General features: G+C 38.0%; 25 protein-coding genes. 12 read left to right on the top strand and 13 right to left on the bottom strand.

Annotation, left to right across the window (positions count from 1 at the left end):
• Window positions 1–144 precede the first annotated feature (144 nt).
• Genes ACR1PO_RS06215 through ACR1PO_RS06200 form a run of 4 tightly spaced genes read left to right on the top strand, consistent with a single transcriptional unit; the run spans window position 145 to window position 2,660 of the window.
• Window positions 145–996: an alpha/beta fold hydrolase gene (locus ACR1PO_RS06215; protein WP_433986195.1), complete on the top strand. Its 852-nt coding sequence runs from the start codon at window positions 145–147 to the stop codon at window positions 994–996.
• Window positions 996–1,466, top strand: a complete 471-nt coding sequence (locus ACR1PO_RS06210; protein ID WP_332385753.1) for an RNA polymerase sigma factor — start codon at window positions 996–998, stop codon at window positions 1,464–1,466. The genes ACR1PO_RS06215 and ACR1PO_RS06210 overlap by 1 nt, the downstream gene beginning before the upstream one ends.
• Window positions 1,456–2,049: a hypothetical protein gene (locus ACR1PO_RS06205; RefSeq protein ID WP_332385752.1), complete on the top strand. Its 594-nt coding sequence runs from the start codon at window positions 1,456–1,458 to the stop codon at window positions 2,047–2,049. The genes ACR1PO_RS06210 and ACR1PO_RS06205 overlap by 11 nt, the downstream gene beginning before the upstream one ends.
• Window positions 2,046–2,660: a class I SAM-dependent methyltransferase gene (locus ACR1PO_RS06200; protein WP_332385751.1), complete on the top strand. Its 615-nt coding sequence runs from the start codon at window positions 2,046–2,048 to the stop codon at window positions 2,658–2,660. The genes ACR1PO_RS06205 and ACR1PO_RS06200 overlap by 4 nt, the downstream gene beginning before the upstream one ends.
• A gap of 117 nt (window positions 2,661–2,777) precedes the next feature.
• Here ACR1PO_RS06200 and ACR1PO_RS06195 read toward each other — a convergent pair whose 3' ends face one another.
• From ACR1PO_RS06195 to truA, 3 genes are all read right to left on the bottom strand, one after another.
• Window positions 2,778–4,535, bottom strand: coding sequence for an ABC transporter ATP-binding protein (locus tag ACR1PO_RS06195; RefSeq protein WP_433986194.1), 1,758 nt, complete (start codon window positions 4,533–4,535; stop codon window positions 2,778–2,780).
• 252 nt (window positions 4,536–4,787) lie between these two features.
• On the bottom strand, window positions 4,788–5,129 hold the full coding sequence (locus ACR1PO_RS06190; protein ID WP_332385750.1) for a hypothetical protein: 342 nt from the start codon (window positions 5,127–5,129) through the stop codon (window positions 4,788–4,790).
• Between the two features lie 23 nt (window positions 5,130–5,152).
• Window positions 5,153–5,905, bottom strand: a complete 753-nt coding sequence (gene truA / locus ACR1PO_RS06185; RefSeq protein WP_433986193.1) for a tRNA pseudouridine(38-40) synthase TruA — start codon at window positions 5,903–5,905, stop codon at window positions 5,153–5,155.
• A gap of 87 nt (window positions 5,906–5,992) precedes the next feature.
• Between truA and lpxK the strand changes: the two genes are divergently transcribed.
• From lpxK to ACR1PO_RS06155, 6 genes are all read left to right on the top strand, one after another.
• Complete coding sequence (gene lpxK, locus ACR1PO_RS06180; RefSeq protein WP_433986192.1) at window positions 5,993–7,018, top strand: tetraacyldisaccharide 4'-kinase; 1,026 nt, start codon at window positions 5,993–5,995, stop codon at window positions 7,016–7,018.
• Window positions 7,002–7,817: a purine-nucleoside phosphorylase gene (locus ACR1PO_RS06175; RefSeq protein ID WP_433986191.1), complete on the top strand. Its 816-nt coding sequence runs from the start codon at window positions 7,002–7,004 to the stop codon at window positions 7,815–7,817. Before lpxK ends, ACR1PO_RS06175 begins: the two co-directional genes overlap by 17 nt.
• A 205-nt stretch (window positions 7,818–8,022) precedes the next feature.
• Window positions 8,023–8,538, top strand: a complete 516-nt coding sequence (locus ACR1PO_RS06170) for a TlpA family protein disulfide reductase (protein WP_433986190.1) — start codon at window positions 8,023–8,025, stop codon at window positions 8,536–8,538.
• A gap of 82 nt (window positions 8,539–8,620) precedes the next feature.
• The gene (locus tag ACR1PO_RS06165; protein WP_433986189.1) at window positions 8,621–9,076 is read left to right on the top strand and encodes a GNAT family N-acetyltransferase; all 456 of its coding nucleotides are present in this window, start codon (window positions 8,621–8,623) and stop codon (window positions 9,074–9,076) included.
• Window positions 9,077–9,265: 189 nt separating this feature from the next.
• Window positions 9,266–10,363: a DNA polymerase IV gene (gene dinB / locus ACR1PO_RS06160; protein WP_433986188.1), complete on the top strand. Its 1,098-nt coding sequence runs from the start codon at window positions 9,266–9,268 to the stop codon at window positions 10,361–10,363.
• A 44-nt stretch (window positions 10,364–10,407) separates the two neighbouring features.
• Window positions 10,408–11,880, top strand: coding sequence for an alpha-amylase (locus ACR1PO_RS06155; RefSeq protein ID WP_433986187.1), 1,473 nt, complete (start codon window positions 10,408–10,410; stop codon window positions 11,878–11,880).
• Between the two features lie 68 nt (window positions 11,881–11,948).
• On the opposite strand, the gene ACR1PO_RS06150 is transcribed toward ACR1PO_RS06155, so the two are convergent.
• From ACR1PO_RS06150 to ACR1PO_RS06140, 3 genes are all read right to left on the bottom strand, one after another.
• Window positions 11,949–12,116 carry a hypothetical protein gene (locus ACR1PO_RS06150; protein WP_332385745.1) on the bottom strand — a complete coding sequence of 56 codons (168 nt, stop codon included), beginning with the start codon at window positions 12,114–12,116 and terminating at the stop codon, window positions 11,949–11,951.
• A 247-nt stretch (window positions 12,117–12,363) separates the two neighbouring features.
• The gene (locus ACR1PO_RS06145) at window positions 12,364–13,701 is read right to left on the bottom strand and encodes a carboxylesterase family protein (RefSeq protein ID WP_433986186.1); all 1,338 of its coding nucleotides are present in this window, start codon (window positions 13,699–13,701) and stop codon (window positions 12,364–12,366) included.
• Between the two features lie 129 nt (window positions 13,702–13,830).
• Window positions 13,831–14,733 (bottom strand): helix-turn-helix domain-containing protein, encoded by a 903-nt coding sequence (locus ACR1PO_RS06140; protein WP_433986185.1) that lies wholly within the window; start codon window positions 14,731–14,733, stop codon window positions 13,831–13,833.
• A 236-nt stretch (window positions 14,734–14,969) separates the two neighbouring features.
• Between ACR1PO_RS06140 and ACR1PO_RS06135 the strand changes: the two genes are divergently transcribed.
• On the top strand, window positions 14,970–16,025 hold the full coding sequence (locus tag ACR1PO_RS06135; protein WP_332385741.1) for an NAD(P)-dependent alcohol dehydrogenase: 1,056 nt from the start codon (window positions 14,970–14,972) through the stop codon (window positions 16,023–16,025).
• Between the two features lie 53 nt (window positions 16,026–16,078).
• Here the strand turns inward: ACR1PO_RS06135 and ACR1PO_RS06130 are convergent, their stop codons facing one another.
• A complete protein-coding gene (locus ACR1PO_RS06130; protein ID WP_332385740.1) occupies window positions 16,079–16,507 on the bottom strand; it encodes a winged helix-turn-helix transcriptional regulator in 429 nt (142 codons plus the stop codon).
• Window positions 16,508–16,589: 82 nt separating this feature from the next.
• Between ACR1PO_RS06130 and ACR1PO_RS06125 the strand changes: the two genes are divergently transcribed.
• Window positions 16,590–17,468: an NAD(P)H-binding protein gene (locus ACR1PO_RS06125; RefSeq protein WP_433986184.1), complete on the top strand. Its 879-nt coding sequence runs from the start codon at window positions 16,590–16,592 to the stop codon at window positions 17,466–17,468.
• 82 nt (window positions 17,469–17,550) lie between these two features.
• Here ACR1PO_RS06125 and ACR1PO_RS06120 read toward each other — a convergent pair whose 3' ends face one another.
• From ACR1PO_RS06120 to ACR1PO_RS06095, 6 genes are all read right to left on the bottom strand, one after another.
• Window positions 17,551–18,834: an alkaline phosphatase family protein gene (locus ACR1PO_RS06120; RefSeq protein WP_332385738.1), complete on the bottom strand. Its 1,284-nt coding sequence runs from the start codon at window positions 18,832–18,834 to the stop codon at window positions 17,551–17,553.
• Window positions 18,835–18,936: 102 nt separating this feature from the next.
• On the bottom strand, window positions 18,937–19,785 hold the full coding sequence (locus ACR1PO_RS06115; protein WP_433986183.1) for a GNAT family N-acetyltransferase: 849 nt from the start codon (window positions 19,783–19,785) through the stop codon (window positions 18,937–18,939).
• Between the two features lie 177 nt (window positions 19,786–19,962).
• Complete coding sequence (locus tag ACR1PO_RS06110) at window positions 19,963–20,709, bottom strand: T9SS type A sorting domain-containing protein (RefSeq protein ID WP_433986182.1); 747 nt, start codon at window positions 20,707–20,709, stop codon at window positions 19,963–19,965.
• Window position 20,710: 1 nt separating this feature from the next.
• On the bottom strand, window positions 20,711–21,235 hold the full coding sequence (locus ACR1PO_RS06105; protein ID WP_433986181.1) for an ankyrin repeat domain-containing protein: 525 nt from the start codon (window positions 21,233–21,235) through the stop codon (window positions 20,711–20,713).
• Window positions 21,232–21,777 (bottom strand): YceI family protein, encoded by a 546-nt coding sequence (locus tag ACR1PO_RS06100; protein ID WP_433986180.1) that lies wholly within the window; start codon window positions 21,775–21,777, stop codon window positions 21,232–21,234. The genes ACR1PO_RS06105 and ACR1PO_RS06100 overlap by 4 nt, the downstream gene beginning before the upstream one ends.
• Window positions 21,778–21,788: 11 nt before the next feature.
• Window positions 21,789–22,136 (bottom strand): c-type cytochrome, encoded by a 348-nt coding sequence (locus ACR1PO_RS06095; RefSeq protein ID WP_433986179.1) that lies wholly within the window; start codon window positions 22,134–22,136, stop codon window positions 21,789–21,791.

Below are 22,136 nucleotides of genomic sequence, written 5' to 3'. Positions count from 1 at the left end.
AAAATAAATTCCATATGGTTTTACCCTGAATATAAGGGTTTCGGAGAAGGAGAAATAATTTTTTTCATAAAAAATAAATTTTTGTGTAACATTTTTTAAAGTTTCGTCTCTAAAAGACAAATAAACCTTAAAACTTTAGAAATCATGAAAAAATTTACATTCCTTCTTATCATCATGTTATTTTTTTTAGCGGTGTGCAATATATTTGGACAGCAAACAGCATATCCGTTTGAAGTAAAGAAAACCGGAAAAGGTAACCAGTCATTAATTTTTATTCCAGGGTTTGCTTCTTCAGGAGATGTATGGAGCGAAACGACTGCAAAGTTTGAAAACAACTTCACTTGTTATACTTTAACGATGGCAGGATTTGCCGGAACAAAACCGCAGGCAGAGGCCAGCTTTAAAGATTGGGAAAAAGGAATTGCAGCTTATATCAGAGATCATAAAATTGACAAGCCTATCCTTATCGGGCACAGTATGGGAGGGGGGCTTGCCTTAGCTATCGCAGCCGATTATCCGGAACTTGCAGGTAAAATCATTATTATTGATACTCTTCCGTGCCTGGCAGCAATGTCTGATCCCAATTTCAGTGTAAAAGAGAATAATGACTGTTCATCCACCATTACTCAATTAACTGCTATGAATGATGAGCAGTTCCGAAAAATGCAGGCTCAGGCAATCCCACGTCTTCTGGCAGATACTTCTATGCAGGAAACTGTAATCGGCTGGAGCATGAAGTCGGACCGAAAAACATTTGCTAAAATGTACTGCGACTTTTCCAATACCGATCTCAGAGAGAAAATAAAAAACATACAATGTCCTTCTCTTATTCTTCTGGAATCGTTTTTTGTTAACCTTAAACCAACGATTGAAAGCCAGTACAGGAATTTAAAAAATGCCAATATGCAGTATGCTTCAAAAGGATTGCACTTCATCATGTATGATGACAAGGATTGGTATTTTAACCAGCTTACTAACTTTTTATCTTCGAAATAATGATTTTTGAAGAGATATACGAACTCTACTGGCAAAGGATATTCCGTTTATGCATGGGATATGTGAACGACACCGAACTTGCCCAGGATCTTGCCCAGGAAACCTTTATCATTGTATGGCAGCAGCTTCCTAAATTCAGGAATGAATCCAGCGTAGGAACATGGATTTTCAGAATTGCTTCCAATAACTGTCTCCGGCAGATTGAAAAGGAAAAGAAATTTGCCAAAGCAGATTTACCGGTTAATCTGGAAGAGAAAAAGCAGGAATCCATGGAACCCCAGATCCAGATGCTCTACCAGTATATTTCTGAGCTGCCGGAAACAGACAGGATCATCATTTCATTGGAACTGGAAGAGGTAAAACAGGCTGAAATAGCCCATATTGTAGGACTTTCAGAATCCAATATCCGGGTAAAGATTCACAGAATAAAAGAAAAATTAACGCAAAAGTTTAAAGAAAATGGATTCTAATATAGATTTTAAAAATATATGGAAGCAGCAGACTTCCAACAAACCCAATATGGAAGAGCTTCTCGGTAAACTGAAAAAATTCAGAAATCAGAATCTGCGCAGACTGATCTTTGCTAATATTGGATTAATTGCTACTTCTTTATTGATTCTTTTCATCTGGTACCGTTACCAGCCTGAAATGATCACTACAAAAATCGGAATTGTACTTGTAGTTTTGGGAATGGTTATTTTCTTACTTGCCTACAACAAAATGTTTATGGTTTTCTACAAAATTGATCAGACCCAGTCAAATAACGAATATCTGCAAAGTTTATATGTGGTAAAAAATAAGCAGAAGTTTATGCAGACCACCATACTCAACCTCTATTTCATGATGCTGTTTCTCGGAATATGCTTTTATATGTATGAATACACTTCAAGAATGACTCTTGGTTCAGCAATTCTGACCTATGCTGTAACCTCGGCCTGGATTGCTTTCAACTGGTTTTATCTGAGACCGCGAACCATAAAAAAACAGCAGGGGAAAATTGACGAATTAATTAATAAATTTGAAGAGATCAATAATCAATTAAAAGAATCATGATATCTTCCGACAACAAAAACCACTGGGAAAACGTATATGAAACCAAAAACCCGGACCAGGTAAGCTGGACCCAGAAAAAACCTCAGACGTCGCTTGACTTTATTACATCTTCAGGATTGGGAAAAGATGCCGGCATCATTGATATCGGAGGTGGAGACAGCAACCTGGTGGATTTTCTTCTTGAGGAAGGCTACGAAAACATTACGGTACTTGATATCTCAGCCAAAGCTTTGGAAAAAGCGCAGGAAAGATTGGGAGATGCAGCCGGCAAAGTAAAATGGATTGCGGCAGACATTACTGCTTTTGAACCTACGGAAACGTATGACATCTGGCATGACAGGGCCGCCTTTCATTTCCTTACAACACCGGAGCAGGTTTCAAAATATATTGATATTGCAGAAAAGCATGTAAACAATTTTATGATTATCGGAACTTTTTCTAAAAACGGTCCCACCAAATGCAGCGGACTGGATATTCAGCAGTATGATGATGAATCATTAACTGAAAAATTTGGAGTTGGTTTTACAAAGGTAAAGTGTATTACAGAAGATCATATTACTCCTTTTGAGACCATTCAGAATTTTGTTTTCTGCAGTTTTAAAAAGCTTTGATAGGTACAAGCGGATATTTTAAACAAAAAAACTGTATAAATTACAAGCCACAAAAGGTTAGACCAAAAAAAGAGAATCATAATGACTCTCTTTTTGTTTATTTATAATTCCTTTGGGCTATGATTCTTTTTCTTCCTCCATTTCCACTTCATGACGAAGCTGGGCTTTGTAAAGTGTAGCATAGTATCCGTTCTTATCCAGAAGCTCAAGATGCTTTCCTTCTTCTACGATTTTACCATGCTCCATCACAATGATCTTATCTGCTTTTTCAATAGTGGAAAGTCTGTGGGCAATAATAATGGAAGTCCTGTTTTTGGTAATTTTTTCTGTTGCTCTCTGGATCAGCTTTTCACTTTCATGATCAATAGAAGAGGTTGCCTCATCCAGAATTAAAATTTTCGGATCTGATAAATAAGCTCTCAGGAAAGATAACAGCTGTCTCTGCCCTAAAGAAATGGATGAGCCTCTTTCGCTCACTACATAATCATATCCGCCGGGAAGCTGCTCAATAAACTGATCGACTTCAATTTCTCTCGCTCCTGCTTTTATTTTATCCAGTGTTATAGTGTCATCACCGAAGGCAAGATTTTCAAAAATACTTCCATGAAAAAGGAATACATCCTGCAGCACAACTCCGATATGACTTCTCAGATTATATAACTCATAATCTTTTAAGTTTACATCATCAATCAGAATATTTCCGGAATTGATGTCATACAGCCTTGTGATTAAACTGATAATGGTAGATTTTCCGGCTCCTGTTGCTCCGACAATGGCTACGGTTTCTCCCGGATTTACCTTGAAATCAATCCCTTTCAGTACTTCCTGTTTTTCATCATAAGCGAAATGTACTTTCTGGAATTCAATTTTTCCGGCAAAATGATCTTTCTTCACTGTTCCGTTATTCGGCATTGAATTTTCTTCATCCATCAATCCCAGCACTCTTTCTGCACCTACGATTCCCCGCTGGATATTATTAAAACGGTCTGCAATCTGCCTCAAGGGGCGGATCAGCATGGAAATATACTGGATAAATGCAATCACCACCCCGGCACTGATGGTAATATACCCCCCATAGAAAAGGATAAATCCTATAAATAATGATGAAATAAGTTCTACTACCGGAAAGAAAAGAGAGAAAATAAATACGGTTCTCAGCAATGCCCCTTTCAGGGTAATATTGATATCATCAAATTTCTTAAACTCAGCTTCCTGTCTGTTGAACACCTGGATAATCGGCATTCCGGCAAGCCTTTCCTGTACAAAAGAGTTCTGGTTGGCGGTCCAGTTTCTCTCATCCCCGAATGCTTTCTTCAGTCTTTTCTGGAAGAACCTCGTAATGACTACCATCAAAGGTAAAATAGCCAGTGTAATATAACTCAGGTGAACATTGGTACTGAACATCATGACCAATACAAACAGAATTCTCAGGATATCCCCGAATACCATCAGGAAACCATCTGTATATACTGTTGCAATGGTTTCCACATCTCCTACAGCACGTGTTACCAGCTGCCCGATCGGAGTTTTATCAAAAAATGAAGTCTTGAAATAAATCAGCTTAGCATACAAACGCTCTCTGATATCCCTGATCACATTCTGCGAAATAAAATTTGAAAAATAAACCAGGAAAAAATTTAAAATCGTTTCAGCAAATACCAATCCTACAAGGATATAGATATGTTTCATCATCAAAGCCTTATCATGAAGCTTTGTTATGTCATTATCCACCACCTGCATGGTAAGATAAGGCCTGTAAGTGGAAACTATCGAAAGGAATATGGAAATGATAAGGGTAAGGATAAACCAAGAACGAAATTTCATTCCGATAAAGAACAGCCTTTTTATAATTCCCCAGGTATCTTGTTTTTTCATTGTACGAATCGAAAGAAAGAATTAAAATAAAAATTCTATGCAAAAATAAGACTTTATACCCGGACTGCCTTTACAACTTTTGCAAATCGTCATAGAAAGTTTCAGATACCTGTCATTTACAAAATGAATATATTAAACATTCTTTTGCTTCCACTTCAGTTTATATTCTTTGTCAATTCCAGTCCTGATTATTTATACCGACCCATTTTAAAGAATAAACTTAACTTCCAGTCAATGAGAGATGCTCAGATCTTATTCAGAAGTCTTCCCTATTTCTTCAATTTCCACTATTGGTTTTACAGATCTTTCTTTGATAAATTTATTTTCAAGGAATTTATAAACTCCCCAAACGGCAACAATAGAGATCAACCAGCCAACGATATTCACTGCGGAAAATCCTGTATAATTTACATTTTCTGCGGTTTCAGGATCTGTAATGCCCAGATACATCCCGTAGGCGAAACCTAACAAGAGCTGGGTTCCTAAATAAATACCGATAGCCAGAACACCATACTGCCATTTTGTTTTTCCAAACCTTTCTGCTAATTGTGCATAATACCGGTAAGCACCGATAAGAATAAAAATTGATAACATGATTATTTGTTTTTTTGTTTAATTTAAAATTCATAGCCTACATCCACCAGATACAACCCGTGTCCCGGAGCTGAAGTTCCTGCAGCGTTACGGTTTTTATCTTCAATTACTTTACGGAGATCCTCAGGCTTCAGTTTTCCGGTTCCTATTTCTACCATTGTTCCGACAATAGCACGAACCATATTTCTCAGAAAACGATTGGCAGAAACTGTGAATTTAAGTTCAGTTCCGTTCTGCTCCCATTCTGCTTTGTAGATTTTACAGATATTGGTTTTGTTGTCTGTTTTTAACTTTGCAAAACTGGTAAAATCTTCATATTCAAAAAGAATTTTGCAGGCATCGTTCATCGCATCAACATCCAGAGATCTTTTCCAGTGCTGCCAGGCAGATTCCTGAGTGAACGGATTTTTTTCCAGGGAGATATAATATTCGTAGGTTCTGTATGTCGCATCAAAGCGGGCATGAAAATCATCTTTTACAGGAAAAATCCTTTTGATGGAAATATCAGGCGGAAGAAAACTGTTCAGCCTTCGGGGAAGCTGATCATCCAACTCTTTTTCCGTATCAAAATGGGCAAATATTTTTTTGGCATGAACTCCCGTATCTGTTCTTCCTGCTCCCGTAGTTTTAATCTCTTCGCGCAAAATTGTAGACAGCGCCTTTTCCAGTTCTTCCTGTACAGAAATAGCATCCGGCTGTATCTGATAGCCGAAATAATTCTTTCCGTTGTAAGAAAATTCAATAAAGTATCTCAATGTATTGTAATAACTCCACAAAAATACTTTAATTTAACGAAATATTTGTTGAAAAGTCTTTGAGAATATTACATCAATGCTTATGAAAATTCCTATTTTTGCAAACGTATGAAAAGATGGTACCTTTATCCTTTTTCCCTTGGTTATCATTTGGTAACGGGTATCCGAAACACAATGTATGATCTGGGAATTTTTAAGTCGACAAAATTCAAGACTCCGATAATCAATGTCGGGAACCTTTCTGTGGGCGGAAGCGGGAAATCCCCCATGGTGATGTATCTCGCCCAGTTCTTATCCAAACATTACAGAACCGGTGTTCTTTCACGAGGCTACGGAAGACTGACCAAAGGCTACGAAGTAACCAATTATGAAAGTAATTACAAAATGGTGGGTGATGAAGCGATGCAGCTTTTTGAGCGTTTTAAAAACCGCTTTGTCATTGCGGTTTCCGAAGACCGGGTGCCGGGTGCCAAAAAAGTAATCAGCGATATGGATCTGGAGGTCCTCGTTTTGGATGATGCCATGCAGCACAGAGCCATTAAGGCAGGATTCAATATTTTAATGACCGACTTTAATGACCCGTTTTTCAAGGATTACCTTCTTCCTGCCGGCGATCTCAGGGAATCCAGGTCAGGATATAAAAGAGCAGATATCATTATGGTCAGCAAATGCCCTGACGAACTGACTGAGGAAACAAAAAGGTATTATATTTCAAGAATAAAACCTTCACATGGACAAAAAGTATTCTTTTCATCCATCGGTTACGACGAAAATGTATACGGAAAAGATAAAATGCTTCCGGACAATAACCTGAATTATTATGATATTTTACTGATCACCGGAATTGCCAATCCGAAACCGCTTCTGGAGCATCTGGCAAAATTCTCAAAAAGGGTGAAACATTTAAAATTCAGAGACCATCATAATTTTACCGATGATGATATTAAAAAAATCCTTGCCGAGTATAAAAAATTAGGGGAGTATAAGCTGATTTTAACCACAGAGAAAGATTACGTACGTCTGAAAACTTTTGACTATCTTAGAGAAATTGTTTACTACTGGCCTATCAATGTACTGATTGATAAGAAAGAAGAATTCAATCAAATCATCTTAGATTATGTTAGAAAAAATTAAAGAAACTGCAGATTTCATTAAAAATATCATTCAGGAAACTCCTGATTTTGCGGTTGTTTTAGGATCCGGACTGGGGAAATTACAGCATGAAGTAGAGCCTATCCATATTTTAGAGTACAAAGATATCCCTCATTTTCCACAAACTACAGTAGCCGGACATACCGGAAAACTGGTTTACGGAAAGCTGGAAGGGAAAAAAGTTCTGATGATGAGCGGCCGTTTCCATTATTACGAAGGACATTCCATGGAAACTGTGACTTTTCCCATAAGAGTCTTTCATTTACTGGGCGTTCAAAATCTTATTCTTTCCAACGCATGTGGCGGTGTAAATCCAGCTTACAGTGTTGCAGATATCGTTATTCTGAAAGATCATATCAATATGATGCCTGAGCACCCGCTTCGTGGAAAAAATATTGATGAGCTAGGACCTCGTTTTGTGGATATGAGCGAGCCTTACAACAAAAAAATGATGGCAACGGCGGAACAGGCTGCTGCTGATCAGCATATTAAAATACACCAGGGAGTTTACGTTGCGCTCCAGGGGCCGACCTTTGAAACTCCTGCAGAATACGGAATGATCAAAGCCATTGGCGGAGATATGGTAGGAATGAGCACCGTTCCCGAAGTCATTGTTGCCAGACATATGGGAATAGATGTTTTTTGTATTTCAGTGATCACAGATCTTGGCGGGCCGGATATTGCTTTCGCTGTTTCCCATGAAGAAGTGCTGAATGCCGCCAACAAAGCAATGCCCAATGTAATTGCCGTAGTAAAAGGCTTAATTAAAAACTATCAGTAGAAATAACCTTATATTACAACTGAAGACGTAACATTCCCCTCCCTTGGGGTGGCAAAAATTCAAAGAATTTTTGCCGGGGCGGTTTCCACATTTCCACTCTCCTACCCATAGAGTCCGTCAATATTATAAATTTTTCCTAATTCCGAAGAAATCAATCTCAGATTGCCATTCATTGTTTAGATTTGTATAAATGAAATTGTACGAGATGAAAAAGTTGATATTAATTTTTATGATGGGAATTTTTGGGATAAGTTATTCACAAAAAGTCCCGGCTGTCCTTAAAACAGGATTTTCAAAAGAAGCCTTACAGCAGAAACTGGAAGATGAAGACGGAAAAAGTGTGACCATACAGCAGATTCTTGATCAGCATAAAGGAAAAGTTTTAGTTATTGATTTCTGGGCCGGATGGTGCAGAGACTGTTTAAATGCACTTCCAAAAGCCAAGGAACTGGAAGAGCACAACAAGAATATCGATTTTGTATTTCTGTCATTAGACCGTTCAAAAGAAGGGTTTGAAAAAAGCCTTGAAAGGTTTGATATGAAACACAAAGAAAATTACTGGTTTTCCACAGGCTGGAAAAATGATTTTAATAATTATGTAGATCTTAACTGGATCCCAAGATATATGGTTATTGATCAGAAATCTTCCATTGCAAAATATTACGCAATATCACCTGAAGATCCTGAACTTCAGCAAACCATTGATCAACTTTTAAAATAATTGTCATTAACTTTAAAAACATACAAACTCATTGGAAATGATCAACTTTCAATGAGTTTTAAAATTTTATTCATATAACACCATGATCACAAGAGAAGCTACGGAACAGGATTTAAAAATCCTTTTAGAATTTGAACAGGGCATTGTGACTGCTGAAAGACCTTTCAACAGTACACTTATTGAAGGAGAGATTCATTATTATGATTTAAAACATCTGATACTGTCTCCGGACGCGACAGTAATTGTTGCAGAAGAAAATAATGAGATTATTGCATCAGGATATGCCCTGATTAAAAAAGCAGAGAAAGAGTATTATCAGTTTAAAGAATATACCTATTTAGGTTTTATGTACGTCAAACCTGAATATCGTGGAAAAGGAATCAATAAAATGATTACCGATGAACTTATTTCCTGGTCAAAATCCAGAGGGATAAATGAGGTAAGACTGGATGTATATGCTCAGAATGAATCTGCCATAAAAGCTTATGAAAAGGCTGGTTTTGAACCGCACCTTCTTACCATGAGACTGAAACCGTAAAAGGCCGGAAGCAGGAAGACGGGAGATGGAAGTTGTTCATGTCCTAAGAATAATTTGTGACTTTTCTAATCGGTTTTCGATAATTAAGACATAAATTTACCTATCGATTTCATTAATTTCAAGCCTCCAGCTTCAAACTTCCATACTATAAAAAATTTACCGTAAATAAAGGAATCCATATCTTTGTATATGGATTTTTCTTTGCCTCTTCGTAAAATTATTCATGTGGACATGGATGCATTCTATGCTTCTGTGGAGCAGCATGATAATCCTGCACTGAAAGGCAAGCCTATCGCTGTGGGAGGGCAGCATCGCGGTGTAGTGGCAGCAGCAAGCTATGAGGCAAGAAAATATGGTGTCCGTTCTGCCATGCCCAGTAAGACCGCTAAAGAAAAATGCCCGCAGCTTATTTTTGTTCCTCCCCGCTTTGCCAGATATAAAGAAATTTCAAAAAAAATCAGGGAAATTTTCTACGAGTATACTGATCTTGTGGAACCCTTATCACTGGATGAAGCCTATCTGGATGTTACCGAAAATAAAAAGGGAATGGAGTCTGCCAACCTTATCGCCAAAGAAATCCGTCAGAAGATTTTTGAACAGACCGGGCTGACAGCTTCCGCAGGAATTTCGGTCAATAAATTCCTGGCAAAAGTAGCTTCCGACATCAATAAACCTAATGGCCAGAAAACAATCCACCCGGATAAGATGGAACAATTCCTGGAAGAATTGCCTGTGGAAAAATTTTATGGCGTGGGAAAGGTTACGGCTAACAAAATGTTTAGTTTAGGGATTTATAAAGGAAAAGATTTAAAGAAAAGATCGCTGGATGAACTGGTGAAAATTTTTGGAAAATCCGGTAATCATTATTACAATGTGGTGCGTGGCATTCATACTTCTGAAGTAAAGCCTCACAGGATTCAGAAAAGTGTGGCTGTGGAAAGAACATTTTTTGAAGATCTTCTGGATGAACAGCAGATTAATGAAAAACTGGAAAGCCTCGCGCAGGAACTCCATCAGAGATTACAGAAAAACAATATTCTCGGAAGGACATTAACGTTAAAAATAAAGTATAAAGATTTCTCTCTTTTCACAAGAAGTATCACCAAGGAAGATTACTTTTCTTCCCCCGAACAGTATTTTAATACCGGGAAAAAACTCTGGGAACTTCGTCCGTTCGATAAGGCTGTACGCTTACTAGGGCTATCCCTCTCCCATCTGAATACAGAAGAAAAAAAGCAGATTTCCGTTCAACTAAAAATTCCGTTTGAAGAATTTGAAAATGATTAGGTCATATTTTTTTACTAAATTGTAACCACCAAATCAGTAATTGTATGAACCCAACCATGATTCAGTTTTTCCACTGGTATTCTGAAGGAGACGGAAAATTGTGGAAAGAGGCCGAAAAACAGGCCGGATATTTAGCAAAACTTGGAATAACATCTGCATGGCTTCCTCCAGCTTATAAAGGTACAAATGGCGGCTATTCGATCGGATATGATGCCTATGACCTGTATGATCTTGGAGAGTTTGATCAAAAAGGAACCATTCCCACAAAATACGGCACCAAAAACGATTATATCAAAGCTATTAAAGCCTTAAAAAAACATAATATACAAGTGATTGTAGATATTGTTCTGGGACATAAAGCAGGCGGCGACGAACTGGAAAAATTCAAAGTAGTAAAAGTAGATGAAGAAAACAGGGAAAAAGTAATTTCTGATGTCATCGAAATTGAATCTTACACCAAATTTACTTTTCCCGGAAGAGGAAAAAAATATTCCGATTTTGAATGGAATTTCACCTGTTTCAGTGGTGTAGATTATGCTGAAGGCATGGAATCCCATATTTATAAAATACAATCTGAATATGGAAATGACTGGGAAGAAATGATTCATGATGAAAAAGGAAATTATGATTACCTGATGTATAATGACATCGAACACCGGAATCCTTTTGTAAGGGAAGAACTTAACAATTGGGCAAAATGGTATTTTGACCAGACAGATTTTGATGGAGTGAGGCTGGATGCATTAAAGCATATTTCTTTCGACTTCTATAAGGAATGGCTTACACTGCTCCGTTCCAATTCGGGTAAAAATATTTTCGCTGTAGGAGAATATTGGGCTCCCGGCTATCTTCATCTGCTCCAGAAATATATTGAAGTGACTGAAGGCTGCATGAGCCTTTTTGACAGCTCTCTTCAGAATAATTTTCATAATGCTTCAAAAGAAGGCGGTTCCTATGATCTTCGTAAAATTTTTGATGAAACTCTTACCCAGGCAGATCCGATGCATTCTGTAAGTCTGGTGGCCAATCATGATACCCAGCCGCTGCAGGACCTTGAAGCTCCGGTAGATTCGTGGTTCAAACCTCTTGCCTATGCTTTGATATTATTAAGAAAAGATGGCTATCCATGCGTATTTTATCCTGATTTGTATGGTGCCCATTACATCGATAAAGACTCAGGAGGTCATGACCAGGAGATATTCATGCCGAAAGTAGATGGGATTGAAGAATTATTAAAAGCAAGAAAAGATCATGCATATGGTGATCAGCATGATTATTTTGAGGACGCCAACTGTCTTGGATGGGTTCGTACAGGAGACGATGATCATACAGGCTGTGCAGTAGTCTTAAGCAATAAAGATGCTTATAATAAACCCATGGAAGTAGGAAAGCTTTACGCCGGAAAGAAATTCAAAGATTTGCTGAAACGATGTAAAGACAAGGTGACCATTGATGAAAATGGCTGGGGCAATTTTCCTGTTCCGGCGGGAAATGTGAGCGTCTGGATCCCGGAATAAAATAAACTTCTATGCATAAAAAGGCATACATGGTTATCATGTATGCCTTGTATTTTATCAGACTGGATTTAGCAATAGATATACTGGCAGTACCAGATATCTTTAGCCCATTCACAGCATTGTCCGTCTTCGTTGGAAGTACAGCATACTCTGTCTCTGTTGAGATCTCCGGCTTTCAAACTTTTTAATTCCCGGCGGTTAAGTTTTCTTACTTTGAAATCTTTGTTTGTTCTCATAATTATTATTTTATGGTTTAGTTATTAAATATACATCAAAAACCACAATATGAATAAATATTTTATGTTAAAAACACATATAAATATATAAAATTTACATCAAAAAAAGGAAAACAAGTGTTGATACTTGGTTTACCGCCCCTTCAAAAATTCTTTGAATTTTTGCCACCCCTCCGCAGGAGGAATGTTTACGCATTTGATTGGGATATGGAGTAAGATGAGAAGCTCCTGTGAACTTTATGTATTGTTACATCTTCCGGAGTTCCAGAATTTCCGGCTTTTCGGAGGTATCAGATATTTTTCCGTCACGTGCAAATTCTGCCCAGAGTGCTCTTAGTTTTTTACCCTGTTCATGAATACGGCTCCAGGGAATATTTTTCAGCAATCCGGAAGATTTCCAGGCGGCTTCATTACCAAAGATTAAAGGAAGATCAATACAATGCGGTGCCCCGATATAATTATCTTCTGATTTTGAATGAATTCTAAACAGGTAAACATTTCCGCCGGCATCTGCCAGATTTTCTGCAAACTGCCTTGCCGGAGCTCCATAAATGAATTCTGTAGTCTTTTCAACAGTTTTATCCATGATTTTCAACCCCAATCCTTTTCCGAAATATTTATTTAAAGCCTCGGATGTCTTGAGATAAAATGCCGTTTCATCATTATTCAGACCAATCAGAACATCATATTTCCGCGCATTTTTTTTCCACATCTCCACCGAATCTTCTTCTTTACATAAAGGAAAGAATCCATACTGAGTTCCAAAAGGCATTGCTGCTTTCAAACCATATTTTATCACTGAAGGAACGAATGTCTTATATTCATCCATCATTTTTAAAACATCGGTCTCATCTTTCAATACGTCTGTTTTTTTCAGAAATTCCGCAGACATTTTCTGTCTTTTATGACGTAAGCCCAGAGGAGCGCTCTGGATAATCACCCGCTGAAATAAACCTTCCACTCCCTCCGAAATCATCAAATGGGCGATAGCATCGCCTCCCGAAGATTGCCCCAAAAGAGTAATATTATTTTCATCTCCTCCAAGATCTGAACTATTTTTCTTAATCCACTTCAATGCTTCAATGATATCCAGAAGGCCAAGATTGGCGGGTCTTTTTTCATCTCCTCCCAGGAAGCCGAAAAGCCCCAGACGATATGAAACAGTAATAACTATAATATGCTGTTCTTTCACCCATTCAGCAGGATCAGCAGTGGCAAGGTCACCACAGCCTATTTCATGGGAGCCTCCGTGGATCCAAACCACGACAGGCAGTTTTTCATTTTCAGAGATTATTTCCGGCCGGGTTATGGAAAGATACTGGGTAGATTCATCAGGTTCAAAACTTTCAACAGGAGTAGCTCCAATCATTTTTTCAACAAGCGGACTTAAAGCCTGCGGGCATACCGGAGTTTTTTCAGGAGAAATAATATCAGATGATGAAAATTTTAAAGCAACAGGTTTTTGAAATCTCTCAGAATGGGCATAGCGAATACTTTTAGCCCTGATAATCCCTTGTTCTTTCAATGCTATAATTCTCCCGAAACGGGTATTAAAAATAAAGGTTTCTTGCTGATTTGGTGTCATCTTTGGAAGGTGAAAACATTTCTCTTTAAATGTAATTATTTAAACACAAATGTCACTAATGAATGCACAAATATTCACGATTTAAATAGTGCTGTCTGTGAAAAAATCTGTGTTATTCGTGTTGAAAAACTAGTTCAGGGTTTTATATTCACTCGGAGAAATACCAACTTTAGTTTTGAACAGCCTTGTAAAATGCTGCGGATATTTGAAGCCTAAATCATAGGAAATTTCACTGATTGTTTTTGCCTGATCCAGAATTTGTTCTTTAGCTACCTCAATAAGCTTATTATGGATAAATTCCTGGGCGGAAATCCCCAGTTCTTTTTTAATCAGATCACCGAAATAATTGGCAGACAGGTTCAGTTTTTCTGCAAAGTAATTGACCATGGGAAAGCCTATATTTTTTGGGTCCTCGGATTTTAAGTAATCATCGACCAGATTTTCAAATTTCCCGATCACTCCCTGGTTAATGTGATCTCTGGTAATAAACTGACGGTCGTAAAAACGCATGCAGTAATTAAGGAACAGTTCAATATTATTAACAATTAAAGATTTACTGTGTTTATCAATAGCCTGTTCCAGTTCCAGCTTAATATTTTTAAAGCAGTCCAGTACCACTTCCCTTTCTTTTTCTGAGAGGTGTAAGGCTTCATGCACATCATAAGAGAAAAAGGAATAGTCTTTCATATTCTTTCCCAAGTTGGTTCCTTTTATTAAATCAGGATGAAAAATTAAGGCAAAGCCTGCAGGCTGAACAAACTTATCTTTATTATAGATTCCATAGGTTTGTCCTGGAGCAATGAAAACCAGTGTCCCTTCCTGATAGTCGTAGCTATGCTTTCCATACAGCATGTCTCCGCACATGACATCTTTCAGAAAAACGGTATAAAATCCGAATTTTCTTTTATGCTGGCAGATAAGATCGGATCTGGAAAAATCTATGATGCTTACCAGGGGATGCAGGGTTTCCTGATTGGCCATTTTATTATATTCCGAGACACTGTTATAGATTTCAACCTCCTGATTTTCCATGAAGTATATTTTTATTTCTATTCAAAATTACCACTTTCCTGTGTAACTGAAATAGTGTCTGTAAAATTGGTAAGTAATTCGGTAATCTGTATAAGTACAGTTTATTGAAAAGTTTCGACTTTTGTATTGTTATGGATTTCCACTCCGAACGGCTTACTTGGCAACGGATGGTAAAGCAACAAGACCATAACAAATGAAAAACACTACAATTATCCTAAATAAACCAAATATAAAAAATGAGTACAATTACAGTAAAAGCTTATGGAGCAGAGTCTACCACGGCAGATCTGAAAGAAATGAATATTGAAAGAAGAGAAGTCACCGCAAAAGATGTAGAAATTGAAATTCTCTACTGCGGAGTATGCCACTCTGATCTTCATACTGCAAGAAACGACTGGGGCGGATCTTTGTATCCTGTGGTTCCGGGGCATGAAATTGTGGGAAGAATTACAAAAGTAGGAAGCGAAGTTTCAAAATTTAAAGCAGGAGATCTTGCGGCAGTAGGATGCATGGTTGATTCATGCGGACATTGCGACAGCTGCAAACACGATTTGGAACAATATTGTCAAAACGGATTTACAGGGACTTACAACGGAAAAGACAAACATCTTGGCGGCCATACTTTTGGAGGGTATTCCCAAAAAGTAGTGGTAGACGAACATTTTGTTTTAAGTGTACCAGAAAACCTGGATCTGGCAGCAGTAGCACCTCTTTTATGCGCCGGGATTACCACATGGTCACCGTTAAGACACTGGAACGCCGGCCCGGGTTCAAAAGTGGCTGTTGTAGGGTTGGGCGGTTTAGGACACATGGCTATTAAATTAGCAAAAGGATTAGGAGCAGAAGTTACCTTATTCTCAAGAACGCCGGGAAAAACGGATGATGCGAAACAGCTTGGAGCAGATCACGTAGTAATTTCTACGGATGATTCACAGATGGATTCTGTAAAGGGTAAATTTGATCTTATCATTGATACGGTACCTTATGAGCACGACATCAATCCTTATATGCAAACGCTGTCTCTGAACGGAACTTTGGTTCTTGTAGGATTCGTAGGTGAATTCCAGGAAACGCAGGTAAGTACGAGACCTATGATCTTCCAACGCCGTTCTGTTGCAGGATCTTTGATCGGAGGTATTGCAGAAACTCAGGAACTGCTGGATTTCTGTGGAAAGCACAATATTGTCTCTGATATTGAACTGATTAAAATGCAGGATATCAACAATGCCTACGAAAGAATGCTGAAAAGCGATGTAAAATACCGTTTTGTTATTGATATGCAGTCTTTATAGTTCTTCCATAGAATATTAACAGAAACAGGCGCTTCAGATTGAAGCGCCTGTTTTTATTTTTTCAAATTCCGGCCAAAAGCATTCTGATCCTGATTGGTTATATATCTGTTTCCTTCAGCACATTTGTTATCATTCCTTTCCATATCCTGAAAAGCCCATGCAGCCATTGCATCAATAACGGGAGCAAGCTCATTACCGGCTTCACTTAATTTATAAGTAACATGGGGAGGAATTACAGGTTTAGCCGTTCTGATAATCAATCCGTCTGCTTCAAGTTGCTTCAGGTGCTGAATCAGCATTTTTTCTGTAACGGCAGGAATTGCTTTTTTCAATTCGCTGTATCTTTTTTCTCCGGTGGAAAGATTGAACAGGATAATCGGTTTCCAGAATCCGCCGATTCTTTCCATAACGTACATTACCGGGCAATCCTGTACCGTCTTTTTATTCTCCTGAATGGTTGAACTTTCTTTGATGGCTGTCATATCTACACACTTTAGGGTAAGTACTTGTATAAAAGTAAGTACAAATATAACTTTGTTCCCGGAAATAAAAAAATATTTACATATGAAAATCGTAATCACAGGATCATTAGGAAATGTAGCTAAACCATTAGCCCAACAATTAATTGCCGAAGGGCATGCTGTTACAGTAGTAAGCAGCACTGATGCCAGAAAACCGGATATTGAATCTCTGGGAGCAACTCCGGCTATAGGATCTATCACAGACGTTAACTTTTTAACTCAGACATTTGAAGGAGCTGATGCTGTTTTTGTAATGACTCCTCCAGCTATCAGTCCGGATAAGATTGTGGAAAACACAACCAATGCAGGAAAAAATTATGCTGAAGCTTTAAAGAATAGTCATGTTAAAAAAGCAGTAATGTTAAGCAGCGTAGGAGCAGAATCTCCCGTAGAAAACGGTCCTATCGCAGGTCTTCATAATATTGAGAAATTATATAATGAAGTAGAAAACACCTCTTTTACTTTTTTAAGAGCCGGATATTTTTACAATAATTTTTTTAACGACATTCCATTAATTCAGAATGCGGGGATCATTGGAGGGAATTATCCTGGAAATGTTGAGATACCGGTAGTACATCCCAATGATATTGCAAGAGCTGCGGCTGAAGAACTGGTAAAAGGAGGAAATGCCAGCAATATCCGTTATATTGTGAGTGATGTAAGAACAGCTTCGGATTTTGCAAAAGTCCTGGGAACTTCAGTCAGCAAACCGGAGCTTCCATGGGTAGAATTCTCTGATGAAGAATCTTTAAACGGAATGCTTCAGGCTGGCTTACCTGCAGATATGGCTCATCTGTATGTTGAAATGGGCAGAGGAATAAGAACAGGGGTTGTGCAAAAAGATTTTATTGATCACGGTTCTCCTGTTACGGGAAGTGTTAAATTGGAAGATTTTGCGAAGGAGTTTTCTTCTCAGTTTTAATTTCCAAGTCAATTTATAACTTCAGTTTCGGCGCACCAAAGGTGCGCCGAAACTGAAGTTACACTATATTTTTATCAGCAGGTTATTTTTTCTCTTTCAGTGTTTCCTTTAAAACTTTAAGCTTGCCGTCTATAGGCTGATCAATTTTCAGCCCTAAAATTTCTGCAACCAAAGGATAAACATTGATATTGGCAAATTCTCCGATTGTCAGATTATTTTTAAATTCCGGTCCCCACGCAAAGAATGTAGCTTTCATTTCCGGAACAGTTTTAGGATTGTAACCATGTTTTCCTACAGATGTTTTCTTTCCTTTTTCCAGAAAAATCTTAGGGGCTTTCGGGATCAGTAAAATCTGTCCGATTCTGTTGTATTGATCATCTCTGGCTGCAAAGTGCAGGTATCTTGGCAGTTTTTTATCAAGATATACTTCGTAATCATCCGTTTTATTCGCTTTCAGTTCCTTATACACTTTTTTTACCTCATCCGGGTTTTTAACATAAACTCTTAGCAAGGTCTGGGAATTATAAAAATCGAATCTGTTTTTATCAAAAAGAACAGCCGGAATTTCAAGAGGTGCACCACCGTCTACTTTGATCATACCATGATCTGAAACGAAAATAAAGTTGACATCTTTTAAGCCAAGTCCGTTTACTTTCTGAACAAGATCGCCAACAGCCTGATCTATCAGGTGTACTGCATTTTCAGTTTCTTTAGCATCAGGACCATAATGATGTCCGCTTCCATCCACTTCAGGAAAATACAATGAAATAAAATGAGGTCTTTTATCTTCCGGTAATTTCAGCCAGTTTATCACTTTTTCAACTTTTTCAGAAGGCGTGAATTTCTCGTGGTACGGATAATAATAAGCAGGCCTCATCCCTCCTGCATCACTGGCAGATCCAACCCACATTAAAGAGGCTGATACCATTCCCTGTTTTTCAGCAAGTCCCCAAAGCGGAGTTCCTCCATACCAGCTTCCGTCTTCGGCATTTTTCTTACTGCTCATTGCATATCCTTCTTTTCTCTTGTAATCGTAGAAAAAATTATCAATCAGACCATGATGAGATGGATAAAGTCCGGTAATTAAGCTCCAGTGGTTAGGAAATGTAATGCTTGGATAGCTTGGAATCATTGCTTCAGCCTTTACGCCGCCATTGGCCAGCTTCAAAAGGTTTTCTGCATTATACTTCCGGGCATAATCATAACGGAAACCGTCTGTAGATATCATAATCACATAAGGCTTTGACTGTGCTTCGGTACTGTTTTGTCTTCCTGGGATGACAACCTGGGCTGTATCAATATTTACCTGCTGTGCAAATGTCGTAAAAGAGATCAGCAGCAGTAAAAAATGGATTCCTCGCTTCATTGTTTTAAATTTTCCGCAAAGTTACATTCTATACTCCTGCCTGAAAAGTTTAAAGGATTAAAAGTATATTAAAACGTTTATTTTTTGGATCAAAATTAAAGATCATTCAATAGTTCTTTTCATTTCAAACTGTGACAACCAATTATTAAGTCCTACTTTTTCACTAAGGAATTTGCTGGTACCTTCCGAGGAATCATCCACATTATTCAGGGCTATGGTCTGTCCGCCATTTTTTTCTCTGATGGCATTAAAAAGTTTTGTGCCAATCCCGCGGTTTCTGTAATTTTTATCTACTGCAAACTGGTATATTTTTTTAGCTGCCGGTCCATAAACAATATACCCAACGAGCTGATTTCCATCATAAGCACCCAAGGTAATATAGTTTTCCGGCATCGGGTCCAGTACGAAAACAGATCCCTGCCATGATGGCTCAATATCCCAGAAAGAACATAACAAGTCCCATCTTAAATCTCTTAACTCCTTAACAGAAACCTCATCATTTTCTTTTCCCTGCTGAATACTTCCATTAAAACAAAGTAATCTCCGCGCAACCGTAAAACCCAGGTTTTCATAGGCTCTGATTGCCGGCTGATTTCCTTCAATCACCTCAAGCAATAATGTATTGGCATTTCTTTCTTTTAAAACGGGAATAATAAAATCATACATTTTTCTCACCAATCCCTTACCCCTGCTTTCCGGAATAACTCCCGTCCCGCCATTGTAAATAATCTTTTCCCCATTTTCAACTTTTTCAGACTGGAGGATAAAGCCGACAAGTTTTCCATCTTCAAATGCCCCGGCAGATAAATTCATATCCAATTTTTCTGCCGCAATTTTTGAAGTAAGCACCTCTTTCGTTAAATGAAAAGGAACAACATAATCTGAAAATGAATAATTGAATACTGATAAAAGCTCATCTGTTGTGATATTGGCTAAAGTTTTAAATTCCATTGTGCGTAAAAATTATAGAGCTAAAAAGCGGCTTTTTGTTAAGAATCCGGATATACACAAATATATGAATTTTACCGCAACCGCCCTGGACTTGGTATGTTGTAAAAAAATGATACCCCTGAAAGATCAGGGGTATCTGTTTAAAAAAAATATTTAGGTGTGTTTTTTCTGAAGAGATTACTCTTTAATCAGTTTTTCATAAGATGTAGTTCCGTCTTTAAGCAGGATTTCAACATAATAACTTCCTGATTTTAAATCTGCAACACTGATGCTTTCGCTTTCAGGTTTTACCGATTTTACCTTTCTGCCGGTTGCCTCATAGATATCAACAGACTTTATTTTATCAAAGTTTTTGAAACTTACTGTTGCTTTAGCAGGATTTGGGTAAAGATTTACCTTTTTGCTGTTGGCTGCAATTTCATTGGTTGATAAAGAAGCTGCAGTCATCGTTAGTGTTGCGTATCCTCTTCCTGCATCGTGATATCCTAAAGAAGTACCCCCGCTTTTACGGGAATAGAAGATATTAATAGTTCCCGCGGCATTAGCGATAGCAAAGTCCCCCGATCCTCCGGTAAGAGATCTTGTTGCCACTATAGTTCTTGTAGATCCGGATACAGTATTGGAAGTTTCAGTCCAATCCTGGGCAGCATCAGCAGTAGGCGTTGTCATTCCGATAAACGTATAGTCTCTGTTAGCTGATGAGTTGTAGATAAACCCATCTGATCCCGGAGCCATTCCCACAGTTCCAAAGCCGATTCCTAACATAGAGTTGCTGTCACCTGTCACTGTAATCGTTACTCCGGTAGGAGTCGTATCTAATTTCACCGTCATAGAAGTTGCCGGTAAATTTACCGTTCCTGACGAAAACTGCGCCAATGCAAAATTGGCAAGAAGTACGCTAAGCGCTAGTAGAGTTTTTTTCATATCAATTTTTTAAGAGATTAATTATTTCTTTGTTATTGGTTTGCAATGCATATTCAAAAGGTGTCATTCCCATTGAATCTTTCTTTGTTTTATCTGCTTTATATTTCAGCAGCTGCTCTATCAGCTCTTTATTTCCTGATTTTACAGCCCAGAATAAAGGGGTATATCCTGTGGCATCTGCAATATTGGGATCTGCTTTTTTCTTAAGCAGATGTTCCACCAGATCTTTATTATACTTTATAGCAAGACCGGCCAGTGCAGTACCTTCACGACTTTTATAATTGACATCTTTTACATTGTCAATCAGAAAATCTGCAACGCTGATATTTCCTCTGTAACAGGCCAGAATAAGTGGTGAGAAACCATTTTCATTGACCTCATTTATAACATCCGGATTTTGTTTCATCAGCTCCTGTACTTCAGCAATGGTTCCGCTTCTGGCAATATCAAATATTGATTTTGCCTTTTCCTGGGCAGACAGGTATACCCCCAGAAAGAGTCCTAACACTAAGATTATATTTCTCATTGTTTAACCATTACATAGTTGTATTCGATTTTTACATTCTCAGCAACTTTTTTGGTAACCATTTTAGGAATAGCCACTTTATAGTCTGCAGGCTTTGCCATAAAACTACCCTGCATATAGATCTTACCATCTTTTGAATATAATGTGGCAGCAGAAGCAACAGCTTTGTCTACCCCATGAAAGTTTAGTGTTCCCTGAACCGTATATTTCTGAGGACTGGCCGTAAGTTTTGTCTTATCAAAGTTGACAATTTTACCTTTGAAGGTTGTTTTCGGGTATTTCGCAGATTCCGCATAGCTCTCATTGAAATGTTCTTCCATTAATTTGGTTTTAAAATGAAAGTTTTTAACGGTTGAAACAGATGCCATTTCACCATTATCTGCATTCAGAATCACAATATTATTATCATCCTGGGCAAAAATGTCATCAAATAAAGGAACCGAAGCTTCAAAGGTTACTTTGCCTGTCTTGGAACTGTATTTTTGGGCTGAAGCGTACCCGGCAGAAAGTAGTAATACGCTTAATAATGCTAATTTTTTCATATCAATTTTTTTTAATTTTCATTGAGTCCGTCAGCTTTCCATTTTATGAAAATATTGATCTGGGCAGCAGACAAAGATCCCCCCTGAGGCATTTTCCCGGGGTCTCCGTTAGGTCTTTGGATACGGTCCAGAATTCCGTCTATGTTATTTTTTACCTGATCATAAGTAACCAATGGTTTAAAGCTTCCTGCAGAATGGCAGCTGATGCAGTTGTTATCCACAATTGGCTTTACATCTGCTGTATATTTTACAGGTACTGTGATGGGTGTATTCTCAGAAATCTCTTCATAAGTTCTGCTGTCACAAGCCATCAGTATAACTGCTGACGACAATATCAATAAGGATGTTAACTTTTTCAT

Origin of the sequence: Chryseobacterium amylolyticum (genome assembly GCF_051011775.1) — a bacterium.
Lineage (GTDB): Bacteria > Bacteroidota > Bacteroidia > Flavobacteriales > Weeksellaceae > Chryseobacterium.
Note: the sequence above shows the minus strand (reverse complement) of the source record. Positions and strands in the feature narration are given on the sequence as shown.

Excerpts from the sequence above, each read along its gene's own strand:
- ACR1PO_RS06215 (WP_433986195.1), top strand. The coding sequence starts at position 145 with ATGAAAAAATTTACATTCCTTCTTATCATCATGTTATTTTTTTTAGCG.
- ACR1PO_RS06210 (WP_332385753.1), top strand. The coding sequence starts at position 996 with ATGATTTTTGAAGAGATATACGAACTCTACTGGCAAAGGATATTCCGT.
- ACR1PO_RS06205 (WP_332385752.1), top strand. The coding sequence starts at position 1,456 with ATGGATTCTAATATAGATTTTAAAAATATATGGAAGCAGCAGACTTCC.
- ACR1PO_RS06200 (WP_332385751.1), top strand. The coding sequence starts at position 2,046 with ATGATATCTTCCGACAACAAAAACCACTGGGAAAACGTATATGAAACC.
- ACR1PO_RS06195 (WP_433986194.1), bottom strand. The coding sequence starts at position 4,535 with ATGAAAAAACAAGATACCTGGGGAATTATAAAAAGGCTGTTCTTTATC.
- ACR1PO_RS06190 (WP_332385750.1), bottom strand. The coding sequence starts at position 5,129 with ATGTTATCAATTTTTATTCTTATCGGTGCTTACCGGTATTATGCACAA.
- lpxK (WP_433986192.1), top strand. The coding sequence starts at position 5,993 with ATGAAAAGATGGTACCTTTATCCTTTTTCCCTTGGTTATCATTTGGTA.
- ACR1PO_RS06175 (WP_433986191.1), top strand. The coding sequence starts at position 7,002 with ATGTTAGAAAAAATTAAAGAAACTGCAGATTTCATTAAAAATATCATT.
- ACR1PO_RS06170 (WP_433986190.1), top strand. The coding sequence starts at position 8,023 with ATGAAAAAGTTGATATTAATTTTTATGATGGGAATTTTTGGGATAAGT.
- ACR1PO_RS06165 (WP_433986189.1), top strand. The coding sequence starts at position 8,621 with ATGATCACAAGAGAAGCTACGGAACAGGATTTAAAAATCCTTTTAGAA.
- dinB (WP_433986188.1), top strand. The coding sequence starts at position 9,266 with ATGGATTTTTCTTTGCCTCTTCGTAAAATTATTCATGTGGACATGGAT.
- ACR1PO_RS06155 (WP_433986187.1), top strand. The coding sequence starts at position 10,408 with ATGAACCCAACCATGATTCAGTTTTTCCACTGGTATTCTGAAGGAGAC.
- ACR1PO_RS06150 (WP_332385745.1), bottom strand. The coding sequence starts at position 12,116 with ATGAGAACAAACAAAGATTTCAAAGTAAGAAAACTTAACCGCCGGGAA.
- ACR1PO_RS06145 (WP_433986186.1), bottom strand. The coding sequence starts at position 13,701 with ATGACACCAAATCAGCAAGAAACCTTTATTTTTAATACCCGTTTCGGG.
- ACR1PO_RS06140 (WP_433986185.1), bottom strand. The coding sequence starts at position 14,733 with ATGGAAAATCAGGAGGTTGAAATCTATAACAGTGTCTCGGAATATAAT.
- ACR1PO_RS06135 (WP_332385741.1), top strand. The coding sequence starts at position 14,970 with ATGAGTACAATTACAGTAAAAGCTTATGGAGCAGAGTCTACCACGGCA.
- ACR1PO_RS06130 (WP_332385740.1), bottom strand. The coding sequence starts at position 16,507 with ATGACAGCCATCAAAGAAAGTTCAACCATTCAGGAGAATAAAAAGACG.
- ACR1PO_RS06125 (WP_433986184.1), top strand. The coding sequence starts at position 16,590 with ATGAAAATCGTAATCACAGGATCATTAGGAAATGTAGCTAAACCATTA.
- ACR1PO_RS06120 (WP_332385738.1), bottom strand. The coding sequence starts at position 18,834 with ATGAAGCGAGGAATCCATTTTTTACTGCTGCTGATCTCTTTTACGACA.
- ACR1PO_RS06115 (WP_433986183.1), bottom strand. The coding sequence starts at position 19,785 with ATGGAATTTAAAACTTTAGCCAATATCACAACAGATGAGCTTTTATCA.
- ACR1PO_RS06110 (WP_433986182.1), bottom strand. The coding sequence starts at position 20,709 with ATGAAAAAAACTCTACTAGCGCTTAGCGTACTTCTTGCCAATTTTGCA.
- ACR1PO_RS06105 (WP_433986181.1), bottom strand. The coding sequence starts at position 21,235 with ATGAGAAATATAATCTTAGTGTTAGGACTCTTTCTGGGGGTATACCTG.
- ACR1PO_RS06100 (WP_433986180.1), bottom strand. The coding sequence starts at position 21,777 with ATGAAAAAATTAGCATTATTAAGCGTATTACTACTTTCTGCCGGGTAC.
- ACR1PO_RS06095 (WP_433986179.1), bottom strand. The coding sequence starts at position 22,136 with ATGAAAAAGTTAACATCCTTATTGATATTGTCGTCAGCAGTTATACTG.